Below are 16138 nucleotides of genomic sequence, written 5' to 3'. Positions count from 1 at the left end.
TCCTTCGATCGGTGCCACCACGATGCTGCGCCCCTGACCCCACGGAACGCATCGGGCGTTCACCCGAACTTCGTACCGCGTCACAGCAGCCCGTGTTGCATCGCGAACAGCGTCGCCCCGGCACGGGTCGTCACGCCGGCCTTGGCGTAGATGTGCTCGATGTGGGTGCCGACCGTCTTCACCGAGATCACCAGCTCGGCCGCGACCTCACGGTTGGAACGGCCGCGGGCGATGAGCCGCAACACCTCGACCTCGCGGTCGGTCAGGTGCGCCGGTCTCGCGCTGACCGCCGGCCTCGGCTCGTGGCCCGCCGCGACCATCACCGCCTCGACGTCGTTCGGATCGAAGCGTCCGGAGCGCGCGTCGCGCCGGAGTCGCTCGCCGGCCTCACCTGCCGAGTGCGCCCGACGGTGGGGGCGTGCCTCGGTCAGCGCCTGGTAGGCGTCAGCGGCCGCGAGCAGCCGCTCGGACCGGGAGAGGTCGGCGCCTCGGGCACCACGGTGGTAGCCAGATCCGTCGGCGCGCTCGTGGTGGCAGGCGGCGATGCGGGCCAGTGGCGCGAGCACGTCCGACCGGTCGAGGATCCGCTCGGTGAGGTAGGTGTGCAGCCGCACCCGCTCCCAGGCGTCGACGGTCAACGGCCCGGGGTGGTCCCAGATCCCGGTGGGCACCCCGACGCGGCCGAGGTCGTGCACGAGCCCGGCGAGGCGCAGCGCACGGACCGCCTCGACGGAGAGGCCGGCGACGGTGCCCGCCGCCGCGGCGAGCTCGGCGACTCCCGGCGAGTGGCCGCGCATCCACGGAGACGCGAGGTCGACGAAGTCCGCGAACGCCGCCAGCGTCCCTTCGAGCTGCCCGTGACCGATCCACGCCCATGGTGCGGGCTCGGCCTCCAGGGTGGCATGCCACGGATCGTCGACGTCGCTCAGTGCCAGCATTCCCCGCGGATCGTCGAGGAACGCCGCGGCCACGGACGGGTCGTAGGCGCGGCCGGCGCGCTTGCGGATCACCTCGACGGCGTCGTCGAGTCCGACCAGCCGCACCCACAGGTCGATGTCTCGGGCCACCACCACGACCCGGATGGGTTCGGGCACCTCCTCGCCCTCGATACCGGCGGGCAGGCCCTTGCCGTCCCAGCGCTCGTAGGCCCGCTCGAGCGCGACGGTCACCCCGCGGCCCACACCGATGCGCGACGAGAGCAGCTGCGCGGCCTCGCAGTGGGCAGCCAGCGAGCGGCGCGCCCCGCCGGGGTCGGCGAGCATCGCCGCCGCGCGCGCGACACGGCGTGGTGCCGGTAGCCCCTCTCCGACGGTGGCCGCCAGCGCTCGGACCTGCTCGACGACGGTGCCCATCAACGTCGGCGCCATCCCCGCGTTGAAGCCCATCTCGTCCCCGCCGACGGCTGCGGCCGTCTCGGACGCGTCGGCAGTGCAACCCAGGAAACGCAGCAACGCCACGTAGTAGACGTCCGCCGGCCGCTCGCTGCCCACACCCGATCGGCGGGCGAGTTCCACGGACAGCAGGCAGGTGCGCAACGCGTGCGCGAGCGGCTGGCCGGTGCCGAGGTCGGTCGCCAGCGACAGCGACGCGACCAGCTCGGCCAGCCGGACCCGGCCATCGGGGACCGCATCCTCTCCCACGCCCGCTCTCCGGACCGCCGACCGCGACGCGTCAGCCGCCACGAGCATGCTCCTCCGCGCGGGCGATGACAACTGCGAGCCAGTAGGCCCGCAGACGTGTCGGTCGCGCCTCGGGTCAGCGCTGCGCGCATCGTCACCGCAGGGATCGCCTCCACTACGGTTCCGGCATGGAGCAGGCGGAGTTCCGCGATCCACGGCTCGTCTCGGTGTACGACGCCGAGTACGGCTGGTCGCGTATCGATGAGTTCTTCCTGGCGGTCGCCAACGAGACGCCACGCGTTCGGGTGCTCGACCTGGGTTGTGGGTCCGGACGACTGGCGCTGGCGTTGGCCGCCGCCGGCCATCAGGTCACCGGGCTCGATCCCGCAGCAGCGTCGCTCGCAGCCGCTCGCGCCAAGCCGAACGCCGACGCCGTCACCTGGGTCGAAGGCACCGCCTCCTCACTGCGCCAAGGCATGTTCGATCTCGCCCTCATGACCAGGCACGTGGCCCAGTTCTTCGTCGACGAAGACGAGTGGGCCACGACGCTACGCGATCTGCATCGTGCGCTGGTCCCGGGCGCTCGGTTGGTCTTCGACAGCCGCGACCCCCGATCACGCGCCTGGGATCGCTGGAACCCCGAGGACTCGCGGTCCATCGTCGAGCTCCCGGATCGAACCGAGGTCGACCTCTTCACCGAGGTGACCGATGTGGACGGGAGCGTGGTCAGCTTCGCCACGCACTACCGGTTCGATGATGGGACGCATCTCACGTCCACCGCCGCGCTGCGCTTCCGCACCGAGGACGAGCTCCGCGACTCGCTCGCCGCGGCCGGCTTCTCGATCCGAGCGGTGTACGGAGGGTGGGAGCGGCAGCCGATCGGCGCCGCGGCCGGCGAGCTGCTCGTGGTCGCCGAGAGGTGATGTGAGCGCGGCGTGGCACCCGCCTGACGGTCATCCGGCGGGGAGGGCGGCCGCGGGGTCGTCGGCACCGCCCGGGGCGCCCGTCGGACGTGAGCCGAGGGTGACCTCGCCGTCGTGCACGTCGACGGTCACGGTCCGGCCGTCCTCGATCGCGCCGGTCAACAGCGCCTTGGCGAGCCGGTCCTCGAGCTCCTTGCGGATCACCCGCTTGAGCGGCCGGGCACCGTAGACGGGGTCGAAGCCGCGCTCGGCGAGCCAGTCGAGCGCCGCCGGCGTGACCTCGAGGGTCAGGTCGCGTTCGGCGAGCCGGTGACGCAGCCGGTCGAGCTGGATGTCGGCGATGGCACGCAGCTGCTCGGCGGCGAGCCGGTCGAAGATCACGACCTCGTCGATGCGGTTGAGGAACTCCGGCCGGAAGTGGCTGCGCACGTCGGCCATCACCCGTTCGCGCAGCTCGTCGGGACCGAGGGTCACGTCGAGGATGTGGGTGCTGCCGAGGTTGGAGGTCATGATCACGACCACGTTGCGGAAGTCGACCGTGCGCCCCTGCCCGTCGGTCAGGCGCCCGTCGTCGAGGACCTGCAGCAGGACGTTGAACACGTCCGGGTGGGCCTTCTCGACCTCGTCGAGCAGCACGACGCGGTAGGGCCGACGCCGCACGGCCTCGGTGAGTTGGCCGCCCTCGTCGTACCCGACGTACCCCGGGGGCGCGCCGATGAGACGGGCGACGGTGTGCTTCTCCTGGTACTCGCCCATGTCGATGCGGACCATGGCTCGCTCGTCGTCGAAGAGGAACTCGGCGAGCGCCCGAGCGAGCTCGGTCTTGCCCACGCCCGTCGGGCCGAGGAACAGGAAGCTGCCGAGCGGACGGTCCGGGTCGGAGATCCCCGACCGCGACCGGCGTACGGCGTTGGCGACCGCTTCGACCGCCTCGTCCTGACCGATGACCCGCCGGTGGAGGTGGGCCTCGAGCTCGACCAGCTTGGTGGCCTCGGACGCGACGAGCTTGGCGACGGGGATGCCGGTCCAGCGCGCCACCACCTCGGCGATCTCGGTCTCGCCGACCTCCTCCTCGAGGAGGGACTCGCCCTCCTCGCGCAGCTGCTCGAGCTCGTCCTGAGCCGCCGCGAGCTGGCGTTCGAGGTCGGGCACGCGGCCGTAGCGGAGCTCGGCCGCGCGCTCGAGGTCACCGTCGCGCTCGGCGGCGGCAGCCTGCTCGCGCAGCTGCTCGAGCTCACCCTGGGCGTCACGCAGGTGGCCGATGGCGTCCTTCTCGCGACCCCAGCGGACCCGCATGCCCGCGTCGCGTTCGCGCAGATCGGCGAGCTCGGCGTCGAGGTCGTCGAGGCGCGCCTTGGCCGAGGCGGTGTCCTCCTTGGCGAGGCTGACCCGCTCGATCTCGAGCTGGCGGATGCGACGGTCGACCTCGTCGATCTCGGGCGGCGAGGAGTCGATGGCGATGCGCAGACGCGCCGACGCCTCGTCGAGCAGGTCGATGGCCTTGTCGGGCAGGAAGCGGTCGGTGAGGTAGCGATCCGACAGGGCAGCCGCAGCCACGAGCGCGTCGTCGGTGACGCGCACGCCGTGGTGGACCTCGTAGCGCTCCTTGAGGCCGCGCAGGATCCCGACGGTGTCGGGCACGGACGGCTCGGCCACGTGCACCGGCTGGAAGCGCCGCTCGAGCGCCGCGTCCTTCTCGATCCCGCGGTACTCGGCGAGGGTGGTCGCACCGATCATCCGCAGCTTGCCGCGGGCGAGCAGCGGCTTGAGCATGTTGGCCGCGTCCATCGCCCCCTCGGCCTTGCCGGCGCCGACGACGGTGTGCAGCTCGTCGATGAAGGTGATGACGCGCCCCTCGGCGGCTTCGATCTCCTTGAGGACCGCCTTCAGCCGCTCCTCGAACTCGCCGCGGTACTTGGCACCCGCCACCATGGCCGACAGGTCGAGCTCGACGAGTCGCTTGTCCTCGAGCAGCGTCGGGACGTCACCCTCGACGATCCGGCGGGCGAGCCCCTCGACGATGGCGGTCTTGCCGACCCCCGGCTCTCCGATCAGGACCGGGTTGTTCTTGGTGCGTCGCACGAGCACCTGGATGACGCGGCGGATCTCCTCGTCGCGACCGATGACGGGGTCGAGCCCGCCCTCGCGGGCGAGCTCGGTGAGGTCGCGGCCGTACTTCTCGAGCGCCTCGTAGGTCGCTTCGGGGTCCTGGGAGTCGACGCGCTGGGCCCCGCGGACCTGGCGCAGGCCGTCGAGCACGGCGTCACGGCCGACCCCCTGTTCGGTCAGCAGCTTGGAGATGCGGTCCCCCGCCTCGATCAGGGCGAGCAGCAGGTGCTCGGTGGAGACGTAGGAGTCGCCGAGCTGGACCGCCTCGCGGTGCGCCGCCTCGAGGACCCGGACCAGGGACTGGGCGAGCGACACCTCGCCGGAGGCGCCGTAGGCCGCGCTCGTCTCGGTCAGCAACTCGTGCACCCGGTTGCGCAGCGTCGTCGGCGTGACGCCGAGCTTCTGCAGCAACGGCAGCACGACCCCGTCGGCCTGCTCGAGCAGCGCAGCGAGGAGGTGGGCGGTGCCGACCTCGGGGTGCGAGCGCTCGCGGGCGATGCCGCCGGCGCGCTGCAGCGCCTCCTGCGACTTGTGCGTCAACCGATCCAGATCCACGCGCGTCACCTCCTCGGGGCCTCGTCCAACGCGTCCGGGGACCGACGGTACGCGGGTGAACACGCCCTGGCAGGGGCCGGATGGCATCCGGACGCAACGAACCTGCGCCGAGGGAGCCCCATCGGGTTGCGCCGGACAGGCGCAGGACCTACAGGACGCCCGCGTACGCGGAGAGGGCGGGCTGTCCCCCGAGGTGGGCGTACAACACCCGGGACCCGGGCCGGATCTGCTCCGATCTGACCATCCCGATGAGGCCGGCCATCGACTTACCCTCGTAGACGGGGTCCGTCAGCATCCCTTCGAGCCGCGCAGCGGTCCGGATCGCCTCCAACGTCGCCGCATCGGGGATGCCGTACGTGCCGGCGTGGTAGCCGTCGACGAGTTCGATGTCGTCAGCCGACAGGTCCCGATCGACGCCGATCATCTCCGCCGTCCGGGTGGCGATCCGCGTGAGCTGTTCACGGGTCCGGTCCACGGTCGCCGACGCGTCGATCCCGATGATGCGCCGACCCTCGCCCTCGAGCGCGGCCCCGGCGATCATCCCGGCGTGGGTGGAGCCCGTCACCGTGCAGACGACGACGGTGTCGAAGGTGATCCCGAGGTCGCGTTCCTGCGCGGCGACCTCGGCGACCCAGTTCGCGAACCCCAGGCCACCGAGCGGGTGGTCGGACGCGCCCGCGGGGATGGGGTAGGGCCTGCCACCGGCCTCTTCGACCGAGGACAACGCGCGCTGCCACGAGTCCCGGATCCCGATGTCGAACCCCGCGGGGTCCATCCGCACGTCGCCACCCATGATGCGGGTCAACTGGAGGTTGCCGACCTTGTCGTAGACGACGTCGGGCCAGTCGACCCAGTGCTCCTGCACCGTGACGGCCTTCAGCCCGAGGTGGTTGGCCACGCCGGTCACGGCCCGGGTGTGGTTCGACTGCACACCGCCGATCGACACGAGCGTGTCGCAGCCCTGCGCCAGCGCGTCCGCGACGAGGTACTCCAGCTTGCGGACCTTGTTCCCGCCGAAGGCGATGCCGGAGTTGCAGTCCTCACGTTTGGCCCAGATCTCGACCTCGTCGCCGAGGTGCTCGCTCAGCCGACGCAAGGGATGGACCGGCGAGGGGCCGAAGAGCAGCGGAACGCGTTCGAACTCGTCGAGGCCCACGGCACGGTCTCCGGTCGGGAGGCGGAACCTACCGGTCGGTGCGGGGTCGAGGCAGGCAGGGCCGAGCCGCGTGTCGACCCGACGGTCGGCATCGCTCAGCCGGGCGTGACGGTGCCGGTCAGGTGCGGAGCGCCCGAGCGCGGGTCGCGGACCGCGAAGGACCAGCCACCGTCCCGCGCGGCGGCGGCGAAGGTCACCGTCCGCGGCATCGGCAGCGGCTTGCCGAACCGCAGGGCCTGCACGCCCGCGGCCGGGGTGCGGTCCTCGATCGCCGCGAGGGCTCGGGCCGCCGTCCACATGCCGTGCGCGATCGGCCTCGGGAAGCCGAACATCCGGGAGGTCAGCGGCGTCAGGTGGATGGGGTTGCGGTCGCCGGACACCGCCGCGTAGCGCCGACCCGTGTCGGCTGCGACCCGCCACCGAGCACCGTCGGCGTCGGCGGGGGGCGGGTCGAGCGGTAGCTCGAGCTCGTCGGCGGCCTCGTCCCCGCTGGTGCCTCGCCGCAGGTAGGTGCTGACCCCGGACCAGACCAGCTCGTCGCCGACCCGGGCGACCGAGACGACGTCGAACTGCCGGCCCTTGCGGTGCGGCCGCAGGTCCGCGGTCCGGACCGTCAGCGACAGCGGTTCGTCGGCGGTCACCGGGCGCTGCTGTTCGGTGCGGTTGGCGACGTGCACCAGGCCGGGCAGCGCGAACGGGAAGCGCCGATCGGCCATCAACGCGACCTGCAACGGGAAGGTCAGCACGTGGATGTAGGTCGCCGGCAAAGCGTCGGTGAACCGGTAGCCGCAGACACGCGCGTAGTCCGCCAGGTGGTCGCGGTCGACCGCGAGATCACCGACCTGGAGCGTGCGGTCCGGCAGGTCGTCGCCGCTGCCGGGCAGGGCGCCGCTGACGGCGGCGCGGGCGTACAGCCTCCCGAGGGAGGGCAGCTGGTCGAGCTCTTCGATCGTGGTCACGTGGGAAGCTCCGATGTCGCCGGTGTCGCGGACCGAGGCCCTCGAGGGGCCGAGGGAGCACGCACGGTGCTAGGCCCCGATGAGGTGCTGGCCGTCGACGCGCAGGGTGGTGCCGTTGCACCCGACCGCTGCGGGTGAGGCGAAGAACGCGATCGCCTCGGCGACATCGACCGGCAGACCGCCCTGGCTGAGGCTGTTCATGCGCCGACCGAACTCGCGAGGCACCAGCGGCATCGCGCCGGTCATCTCGGTCTCGATGAACCCGGGCGCGACCGCGTTGATCGACCCGCCGCGGTCGGCGAGCGCCGGTGCGAGCGCCTCGACGTGGCCGATGACACCGGCCTTCGACCCGGCGTAGTTGGACTGGCCCTTCCCGCCCGCGATGCCAGCCATGGACGACACGCAGATGATCCGACCGCCCTCGTTGAGCACGCCGTCATCGAGCAGCGCGTCGTCGATGCGCTCCTGCGAGGTGAGGTTCACGGCGATGACCGCGTCCCACCAGCCGCGGTCCATGTTGGCCAGCGTCTTGTCCCGGGTGATGCCGGCGTTGTGGACCACCACGTCGACGCCGTCGTGCCGCTGCTTCAGATGGTCGCCCAGGCGCTGCGGTGCGTCCTCGGTGGTGATGTCGAGCTGGAGGCTGGTACCACCGATCTCGTTGGCGACCCGCTGGAGCGCGTCGCCCTGCGCGGGGACGTCGAGACAGACCACGTGGGCGCCGTCGCGGGCCAGGACCCGGGCGATCGCCGCCCCGATGCCGCGCGAGGCGCCGGTGACCAGCGCCACGTGCCCGTCGAGCGGCCGGTCCCAGTCGAGGTCGGCAGCCGAGGACGAGGACGGGCCGACCCGCAGCACCTGGCCGGACACGTACGCGGACCGGGCGGACACCAGGAACCGTACGGCCGCGTCGAGGTCGTTCTCGGCACCGGCGCCGACCTGCACGAGCTGGGCCGTCGTGCCGCCGCGGGCTTCCTTGCCGAGGGAGCGCACCACACCCTCCAGCGCCCGCTGCGCGGCACGCGCGTGCGGATCGGTCGCGTCCTCGGGCGGGCGCCCGAACACGATGATGCGACCCGACGAGCGCACACGCTTGAGCACCGGCTGAAGCAGCTCGTGCAGCTGCCCGAGCTCGGCGCTGCGTTCGATGCCGGTCGCGTCGACGAGCACCGCGCCGAACCGCTCGGGCTGCTCGTCACCGGCCGGCTCGGCGCTGGTGTCGGTGTCCTCGGTCACCACCTCGAGGCCGGCGTTCGTGAGCAGGTCGGCAACGGGGCCGCGGACCGCGCCGCCGGCTGCGCCGACGACGAGGGCACGTCCGTGCAGGAGCGGCTGGCCGGGTTCGTACCGGCGCAGCTCGGGTGGGGTCGGCACCGCCAGGGTGTCGGTGATCTGCTTGCCGATGGGGCTGGTCAGGAGCTGTTGCAGCAGGTCGGCCACGGGAGCCTCTCCGGTCGAACGTGTGGGGTGCGGATCGCGGGATCGAGGACGGACGATCGACGGTCAGCGCTCGAGGATGGCGACGACGCCGTTCCCACCGGCCGCACAGATCGAGATCAGGGCTCGGCCACCACCCCGCTCGTCGAGCTGCTTGGCAGCGCTGGCCAGGATGCGGCCGCCGGTCGCGGCGAACGGGTGACCGAACGCGAGCGACGAACCGGTGGGGTTGAGCCGGTCGCGGTCGATCGGGCCGAGCGCCCCGTCACGCCCGAGCCGCTCCTTGCAGAACCCGTCGTCCTCCCAGGCCTTCAGGGTCACCAGGACCGTCGACGCGAACGCCTCGTGGATCTCGTACAGGTCGAAGTCCTGCAGGCTCAGCCCGTGGCGGTCGAGCAGGCGCGGCACGGCGTGGATGGGGGCGGTGAGCAGCCCGTCCTCGCCGTGGACGTAGTCGACGGCGGCGGTCTCGTGGTCGACGAGGAATGCGAGCGGGCTGAACCCGCGGTCCTCGGCCCACGCCTCGCTGGCGAGCAGCACGCTGGCAGCGCCGTCCGACAGCGGGGTCGAGTTCGCCGCCGTGAGCGTGCCGGACCCGTCCGGGTTCGCGAACGCCGGACCGAGCTCGGCGAGCTTCTCCGGATCCGAGTCGGGACGCAGGTTCTGGTCGCGGGTCAGGCCGAGGTAGGGCGCAACGAGGTCGTCGAAGAACCCGCGGTCGTAGGCCGCGGCGGCGGCCCGGTGGCTGGCGACGGCGAGCTCGTCCTGGGGTTCTCGTTCGATCCCCCACGCGTCCGCGGTCCGTTGCATGTGCTGGCCCATCGACAGGCCGGTGCGCGGCTCGGCGTTGCGGGGGGCCTCGATGCCGATCATGCCGGGCCGGAAGTTGCCGAGCAGCTTGATGCGGTCCTGCGGTGTCCTGGCCGAGTTGAGGCTGAGCAGGAACCGGCGCAGGTCCTCGCTGACGGCGATCGGGGCGTCCGAGGTGGTGTCGACCCCGGCGGCGATGCCGGCCTCGATGCGGCCGAGGGCGATCTTGTCCCCGACCGCGAACGCGGTCTGCAGGCCGGTGCCGCACGCCTGCTGGATGTCGTAGGCCGTCGTCGCCCCGTCGAGGGCGCTGCCGAGCACCGCCTCGCGGGTGAGGTTGAAGTCCCGGCTGTGCTTGAGCACCGCGCCGCCGACCACCTCGCCGAGGCGTTCGCCCTGCAACCCGAACCGGGCCACGAGCCCGTCGAGCACCTCGGTCAGCATGTCCTGGTTGGATGCCCGCGCGTAGGGGCCGTTGGAGCGGGCGAAGGGGATGCGGTTGCCACCGAGGACGGCGACGCGACGGATCTCGGGCACGAGCAGGCTCCAGGGCCGACGACAGCGAGCCGCGAGGTTGCCACGAGCACGCGGTCGCGTGCCACCCGCGAGCACCCCCACACGGCCACGTCCGCGACAGCGAACACTGTCACATCAGCTGTTGCCGACCGGATCGTCGTCGTCCGGGCCGAGGACGACGTCGACCGCCACCTCGAAGCCGGGCAGCGCCGCGGAGCGGACCCGCTGGCCACGCGGTACCAGCGCGGGCGGGGCGTAGGCGTCGCCCTCGAGCACGTAGCACTCGAACCGCTGGGCGTCGTTGTCGACGAACCAGTACTCGGGGACGCCGGCGTGCTCGTAGACGCGTCGCTTGCGCACGAGGTCGTGCCCCCGGGTCGACGGTGAGGACACCTCGACCACCAGCAACGGTGGGACCGCGATCGGCAGCTCGCGACGCGGCGCCGGTCGCGGGAGCCAGAACACGTCCGGCTGCAGGACGACGTCACCGAACGCGACGTCCAGCGGGGCGGTGTAGCCCTGCCCTCCGGTGTCGTGCTCGTGTCGGTACTCGACCAGCGCGACGAGCACCTCGCGGACGGCGTCACCGTGCAGCGGGCGCGACGAGTCCGACGCGACGTCGGCCATCGGGTCGTCGACCTGCTGGCCGTCGATGTAGAGCCACCCGTCGATGATCTCGCGACGGACGTTGTCGACGGGCGTCGCGGCGCACAGCCGCTCGTAGGTCCAAGGTCCGCGCCGCGTCGACCGCTGCTCGGTGGTGACCACGTCCACCGCCTCTCACCACGACGTCGCCTCCGAGCCTACCTCCGCGGAACCGGACGCGGCCCGTGCGCTCCGACCGGCTGTGGAGGGAGGCGACCGCTGTCAGGCATCCGCGGAACGGCGCTCGGGCGGCGGGATCGGGGTCGCACGCTGCACCGGGGGCCGGTTCGGACGCGGCGAGCTGCCACGCTGACCGGTCCGTCTGCGCAGCTGGTGAACCTCGACGTCACGGGTCGGCGACTTGACGAGGTCGAAGCGGTCACCGGCCGGTCGCGCGTCGAGCCGCTCGGCCAGGACCCGCACCATCTCCTCGAGCTCACCGACCCGGCGCCGCGCGCCCTCGAGCTTCTCGCCGAGCTCGAGCACGACCCGCACGCCGGCGAGGTTCAGGCCCTCGTCGGTGGTCAACGTCTTGATCAACCGGAGCCGCTCGACGTCCCGGTGCGAGTAACGGCGCGTGCCGCCCTCGGTCCGGGCAGGCGTCAGCAAGCCCTCGCGTTCGTAGGCGCGCAGGGTCTGCGGGTGCAGATCGGCGAGTTCGGCAGCGACCGAGATGACGTAGACGGGGGCATCCTCGTCCTCGGTCGCATCGAAGCGGTCCGCCCCGGCGCCGGGCTGATCTGCCTGCTGGTCGGCACGGCGTCGCGCCGACCAGGACCAGGCCCGCCCCGGTTCGGGCGCATGTGGTTCGAGGAACCGCTGCTGCGAGCTCTCGTCCGGCTCAGCGGTCCCGGGCGTCCTGGTGGCGTTCACAGCCACCCCCTTCAGCCGTCGCGCACGACGCCGCCGAGCAGCTCGGCGTCGCGCGTGGAGGTGTCGTCAAGCTCGGCGAGCTGCTCGAGCAGGCGCTTCTGGTCGCGGCTCGGCCGCGACGGAACGTCGATGCGGAGGGTCACGCGCAGGTCGCCGTGGCCGCCGCCGCGCTTCGGCGCACCCTCGCCACGGATCCGCAGGGTCCGACCCGACGTCGACCCGGCCGGGACCTTGATGGTGCGGGTCCCGCCACGGGGCGTCGGGACGGTCAGCTTCGTACCGAGGACCGCCTCGGCGTAGGTGATCGGGACCTCGAGGGTCACGTCGTCACCACGGCGACCGAACAGCGGGTGCGGCGCGACGTGGACCGACACGAGCACGTCGCCGGACGGTCCACCGTCCGTTCCGGGGCCACCGCGACCCGCGACGCGGATGACCGCGCCGTCCTTGACGCCGGCCGGCAGTTTCACGGTGAGCTGGCGCGGCTTGACCACACGCCCGGTCCCCGTGCAGGTCGCGCAGGGCGACTCGATGCGCTGGCCACGGCCACCGCACCGCTGGCACGGCTGGGCGAACGAGAACGGACCCTGATCGACCGTCACCTGGCCACGACCGCTGCACGTCTCGCAGCGGACGGGCGAGGTACCCGGCGCGGCCCCGGACCCTCCGCAGGTGTCGCAGGCGCCGTCCCCGGTGACCCGCAGGGTCGTGCGCACGCCCGCGAACGCGTCCTCGAAGGTGAGGTGGACGTCAGCGCGCAGGTCGCTGCCGCGACGGGCACGTCGGGGTCGGCCGGCGGGGCCACCGCGGGTCGCGCCCGGGCCGAACATCTGGCCGAGCAGGTCCCCGAGGTCGCCACCGGCGAAGCCACCCGCTGCGCCACCGAACGGATCGCCACCGCGGCCACCACCGCCGAAACCCGCCGCCCCGAGGCGACGCAGCTCGTCGTACTCGCGCCGCTTGGTCGCGTCGCTGAGGACCGCGTAGGCCTCGCCGACGTCCTTGAACCGCCGCTCCGCTGACGGGTCGCCCGGGTTGGCGTCCGGGTGGTTCTCGCGCGCCAGCTTGCGGTAGGCCTTCTTGACGTCGTCGGCGGAGGCGTCCTCGGCCACGCCGAGCGCCTCGTAGTAGTCCTTCTCGAGCCACTCACGCTGCGCTGCCACGGGCCTCACCTCCTCCGGTGCGGAACGTCGTCCGGTCGTCTCGTCATCCCGGCCGGGCCGGGGTCGTGCTCAACCGCGCACCACCACCATCGCGGGCCGCAGCACCCGATCACCGAGGCGGTAGCCGGGCCGCAGCGTGGAATCGACCACGGGGGCGTCGGTCGGTTCGTCGGCCGGCAAGTGCTGGACGGCCTCGTGCAGCGACGGGTCGAACGGATCATCGAGCGGATCGATCCGCACGAGCCCGAGCCCAGCCAGGGTCGAGCTCAGCTTCTCGGCCACCAGCGAGACGCCCTTGACGAGCGTCTCGTCGGCCGAGCCCTCCGACGCGGCCAGCGTCCGGTCGAGGTCATCGAGGACCTCGAGGAGCGCCGACGCCACGTCACCGCGGCCAGCATCGCGGGCCGCGGCCGACTCGCGGCCCGTACGGCGACGGAAGTTCTCGAACTCGGCCCGCGCGCGGCGCAGATCGTCGAGGTACTCGTCGCGCTGACGCTCGGCCTCGTGGGCGGCCACGATCAGCTCCTCTCGGGTCCGGGGATCGTCGACCTCGAGGAGCTCGGTGTGCGGGGCGTCGCCCTCGCCTGAGGCGTCCGAGCTGTCGTCGTCGGGGAAGGTGCCGGCGACCGCAGCCGCGAGCTCCTCCTCCGCCGTCGGGTCAGGGACGCCAGCAGCCGCCGGCGCAGGCTCCTGCGTCGGCGACTCGGGATCGGTGACCTGATCGGGGTACTCGCTCACGGTGCTCCTCGGCGGCGGGGGCGGACGGGAGGCGGCGACCGGTCAGTCGCCGCCTCGGGGTTCAACCTGCGGTGACGGGGATCCGTCGCGGCTTGGCCTCGTCGGCCTTCGGCACGACGATGGTCAGGACCCCGTCCTTGGCGGTGGCGGTCACGCCATCACCCTGGACGCGATCGGGCAGCCGAACCGACCGGTGGAACCGGCCGACGTGCCGCTCGATGCGACGGAACGAACGCTCGTCCCGCTCGTCGTAGAAGCGCCGCTCACCGGAGACGGTCAGGACGTTCTCCTCGAGCGAGACGTCGACGTCGTCGGCCGGGACACCCGGCAGCTCCACGTGGAGCGTGTAGCCGTCCTCGGTCTCCTCGACGTCGATCGCGGGAGCGAAGGCCCCCGCCGTCGCGGCGGCGTCCGGGCCGCCGCCGAGAACCTGGCGGAACAACCGGTCGACCTCGCTGAGCGGGGCGACATCGCGGTACGGGTGGTAGTTGGTCATCGTGGACATCACGTGCCTCCCTTCTCATCTGCGCCGTGCGTGCTCCTCGGTCCCTGGGGGACCTCGTCCGCGCCACCGGCGACTCTCATCTGCGCCGTGCGTGCTCCTCGGTCCCTGGGGGACCTCGTCCGCGCCACCGGCGACTCTCGATCTCGATCTACTGGCGGGGGCGCGCCGCGACGCGCCCCCGGTCGTGCTCAGCCTGAAGCCTGCTGGTCGTCGCCCTCGTCGACCACCTCGGCGTCCACGACGTCCTCGTCATCGGACGCCGCGGCGTCGTCGCCGGTCGCCGCACCCGCGTCGCCGGCCTCGGCCTGGTCGGCGGTGGCCTGGTAGATCGCTTGCGCGAGCGCCTGGCTCCTGCCGGCGAGCGCCTCGACCTTGCTCTTGATCGCGTCGGTGTCCTCGCCCTTCAGCGCCTCACGCAGCTCGGTGAGCGCCTGCTCGATGTCGGCCTTGGTGGCCGCATCGAGCTTGTCGCCGTGCTCCTTGAGGGTGGTGTCGGTCTGGTACGCGAGGGTGTCGGCCTGGTTGCGGACCTCGGCCGCCTCGCGGCGCTTGGCGTCCTCGGCAGCGTGGGCCTCGGCGTCGGCGATCATCTGCTCGATGTCGTCCTTCGGGAGGGCCGAACCCCCGGTGATGGTCATCGACTGCTCCTTGCCCGTGCCGAGGTCCTTGGCGGACACGTGCACGAGGCCGTTCGCGTCGATGTCGAAGGTGACCTCGATCTGGGGCATCCCGCGCGGCGCCGGCGGCAGGCCGGTGAGCATGAACTTGCCGAGCGACTTGTTGTCGCTGACCATCTCACGTTCGCCCTGCACCACGTGGATCTCGACCGAGGGCTGGTTGTCGTCCGCGGTGGTGAACACCTCGGAACGCTTGGTCGGGATGGTGGTGTTGCGCTCGATCAGCTTGTGGGTGATCGAGCCCTTGGTCTCGATGCCGAGCGAGAGCGGCGTGACGTCGAGGAGCAGCACGTCCTTGACGTCGCCCTTCAGGACCCCTGCCTGCAGCGCCGCACCGATGGCGACGACCTCGTCGGGGTTGACGCCCTTGTTGGGTTCCTTGCCGCCCGTCAGTTCCTTGACCAGGTCCTGGACCGCCGGGATGCGGGTCGAACCGCCGACCAGGATCACGTGCTCGATGTCGGCGGGCTTCACGCCGGACTCGCGGATCGCCGCCTCGAACGGCGCCTTGAGCTTGTCGAGCAGCGGCTTGGTCAGCTCGTTGAACTTCGCCCGGGTCAGGGTCGACTCGAAGTGGAGCGGGCCGGCGTCGGTCGCCGTCAGGAACGGCAGGTTGACGCTGGTCTCCTGCGACGAGCTCAGCTCGATCTTGGCCTTCTCCGCGGCCTCCTTGAGGCGCTGGAGCGCCATGCGGTCGTTGCTGAGGTCGACGCCGTGGTCGTTCTTGAACGTGGTGACCATCCAGTCGATGAGCACCTCGTCCCAGTCGTCACCACCGAGCTGGCTGTCACCGGCGGTCGACTTCACGTCGAAGACACCCTCGGCGATCTCCAGGACGGAGACGTCGAAGGTCCCACCACCGAGGTCGAAGACCAGGACGGTCTGCTCCTCGGTCTTCTCGAGACCGTAGGCGAGGGCCGCAGCCGTCGGCTCGGCGACCAGGCGCAGCACCTCGAGGCCCGCGATCTCACCGGCCTCCTTGGTGGCCTGACGCTGGGCGTCGTCGAAGTAGGCCGGGACGGTGATGACCGCCTGGGTCACCTCGTCACCGAGGTAGGACTCGGCGTCGCGCTTGAGCTTCATCAGGATGCGGGCCGAGATCTCCTGCGGGGTGTACTGCTTCCCGCCGATGTCGGCCTTCCAGTCCGAACCGATGTGGCGCTTGACCGAGCGGATGGTGCGGTCGGCGTTGGTCACCGCCTGGCGCTTGGCGACCTCACCGACCAGCACCTCGTCGGTCTTGGACCACGCGACGACGGACGGCGTCGTGCGCGCGCCCTCGGCGTTGGCGATGACGGTGGCTTCGCCACCCTCCATGACGGAGACGACCGAGTTGGTCGTTCCGAGGTCGATGCCGACGGCCTTGGCCATCTCCGGGCCTCCTCGCGGTAGTCGTGTGTCGGGTCTGGGGCGCAGCGCCAGGGGAGCCCCCCGAACCTGCGTCGCTAGTGCG

Annotated in this window: 13 protein-coding genes; 1 reads left to right on the top strand and 12 read right to left on the bottom strand. The window is 72.0% G+C overall.

The features are described 5' to 3' along the window. Positions 1–80 precede the first annotated feature (80 nt). On the bottom strand, positions 81–1640 hold the full coding sequence (locus NITAL_RS29170) for an HD domain-containing phosphohydrolase (protein ID WP_052669489.1): 1560 nt from the start codon (positions 1638–1640) through the stop codon (positions 81–83). Positions 1641–1807: 167 nt separating this feature from the next. On the opposite strand from NITAL_RS29170, the gene NITAL_RS06255 reads away from it, so the two are divergent. Then, the gene (locus NITAL_RS06255; protein WP_052665256.1) at positions 1808–2542 is read left to right on the top strand and encodes a class I SAM-dependent methyltransferase; all 735 of its coding nucleotides are present in this window, start codon (positions 1808–1810) and stop codon (positions 2540–2542) included. 30 nt (positions 2543–2572) lie between these two features. On the opposite strand, the gene clpB is transcribed toward NITAL_RS06255, so the two are convergent. From clpB to dnaK, 11 genes are all read right to left on the bottom strand, one after another. Then, entirely contained in the window at positions 2573–5206 is a 2634-nt protein-coding gene (clpB, locus tag NITAL_RS06250) for an ATP-dependent chaperone ClpB (RefSeq protein ID WP_083441283.1), read from the bottom strand. Between the two features lie 148 nt (positions 5207–5354). After that, on the bottom strand, positions 5355–6362 hold the full coding sequence (locus tag NITAL_RS06245) for a 1-aminocyclopropane-1-carboxylate deaminase (protein WP_052665255.1): 1008 nt from the start codon (positions 6360–6362) through the stop codon (positions 5355–5357). Positions 6363–6457: 95 nt separating this feature from the next. Beyond that, complete coding sequence (locus NITAL_RS06240; RefSeq protein WP_211262238.1) at positions 6458–7321, bottom strand: MaoC/PaaZ C-terminal domain-containing protein; 864 nt, start codon at positions 7319–7321, stop codon at positions 6458–6460. Positions 7322–7390: 69 nt separating this feature from the next. Next, positions 7391–8761: a 3-oxoacyl-ACP reductase gene (locus NITAL_RS06235; protein ID WP_052665254.1), complete on the bottom strand. Its 1371-nt coding sequence runs from the start codon at positions 8759–8761 to the stop codon at positions 7391–7393. A gap of 63 nt (positions 8762–8824) precedes the next feature. After that, positions 8825–10111: an acetyl-CoA C-acetyltransferase gene (locus NITAL_RS06230; RefSeq protein ID WP_052669487.1), complete on the bottom strand. Its 1287-nt coding sequence runs from the start codon at positions 10109–10111 to the stop codon at positions 8825–8827. A 108-nt stretch (positions 10112–10219) separates the two neighbouring features. Next, positions 10220–10858, bottom strand: coding sequence for a Uma2 family endonuclease (locus NITAL_RS06225; protein ID WP_052665253.1), 639 nt, complete (start codon positions 10856–10858; stop codon positions 10220–10222). Positions 10859–10951: 93 nt separating this feature from the next. Beyond that, positions 10952–11602 carry a heat shock protein transcriptional repressor HspR gene (locus NITAL_RS26285; protein WP_083441282.1) on the bottom strand — a complete coding sequence of 217 codons (651 nt, stop codon included), beginning with the start codon at positions 11600–11602 and terminating at the stop codon, positions 10952–10954. 11 nt (positions 11603–11613) lie between these two features. Then, the gene (dnaJ, locus tag NITAL_RS06215; RefSeq protein WP_052665252.1) at positions 11614–12765 is read right to left on the bottom strand and encodes a molecular chaperone DnaJ; all 1152 of its coding nucleotides are present in this window, start codon (positions 12763–12765) and stop codon (positions 11614–11616) included. 69 nt (positions 12766–12834) lie between these two features. Continuing rightward, positions 12835–13503 carry a nucleotide exchange factor GrpE gene (locus NITAL_RS06210; RefSeq protein WP_052665251.1) on the bottom strand — a complete coding sequence of 223 codons (669 nt, stop codon included), beginning with the start codon at positions 13501–13503 and terminating at the stop codon, positions 12835–12837. Between the two features lie 61 nt (positions 13504–13564). Next, positions 13565–14008 carry an Hsp20/alpha crystallin family protein gene (locus tag NITAL_RS06205; protein WP_157041657.1) on the bottom strand — a complete coding sequence of 148 codons (444 nt, stop codon included), beginning with the start codon at positions 14006–14008 and terminating at the stop codon, positions 13565–13567. 188 nt (positions 14009–14196) lie between these two features. Continuing rightward, complete coding sequence (gene dnaK, locus NITAL_RS06200; RefSeq protein ID WP_052665249.1) at positions 14197–16056, bottom strand: molecular chaperone DnaK; 1860 nt, start codon at positions 16054–16056, stop codon at positions 14197–14199. Positions 16057–16138: the final 82 nt, after the last annotated feature.

The organism is Nitriliruptor alkaliphilus DSM 45188, assembly GCF_000969705.1.
Classification (GTDB): domain Bacteria; phylum Actinomycetota; class Nitriliruptoria; order Nitriliruptorales; family Nitriliruptoraceae; genus Nitriliruptor; species Nitriliruptor alkaliphilus.
The sequence above is the reverse complement of the archived record's forward strand: the minus strand, read 5'-3'. Positions and strand labels throughout refer to the sequence as shown.

Coding starts and splice junctions, on each gene's coding strand:
- NITAL_RS06255 (WP_052665256.1), top strand. CDS start 1,808: ATGGAGCAGGCGGAGTTCCGCGATCCACGGCTCGTCTCGGTGTACGAC.
- NITAL_RS06205 (WP_157041657.1), bottom strand. CDS start 14,008: ATGTCCACGATGACCAACTACCACCCGTACCGCGATGTCGCCCCGCTC.
- dnaK (WP_052665249.1), bottom strand. CDS start 16,056: ATGGCCAAGGCCGTCGGCATCGACCTCGGAACGACCAACTCGGTCGTC.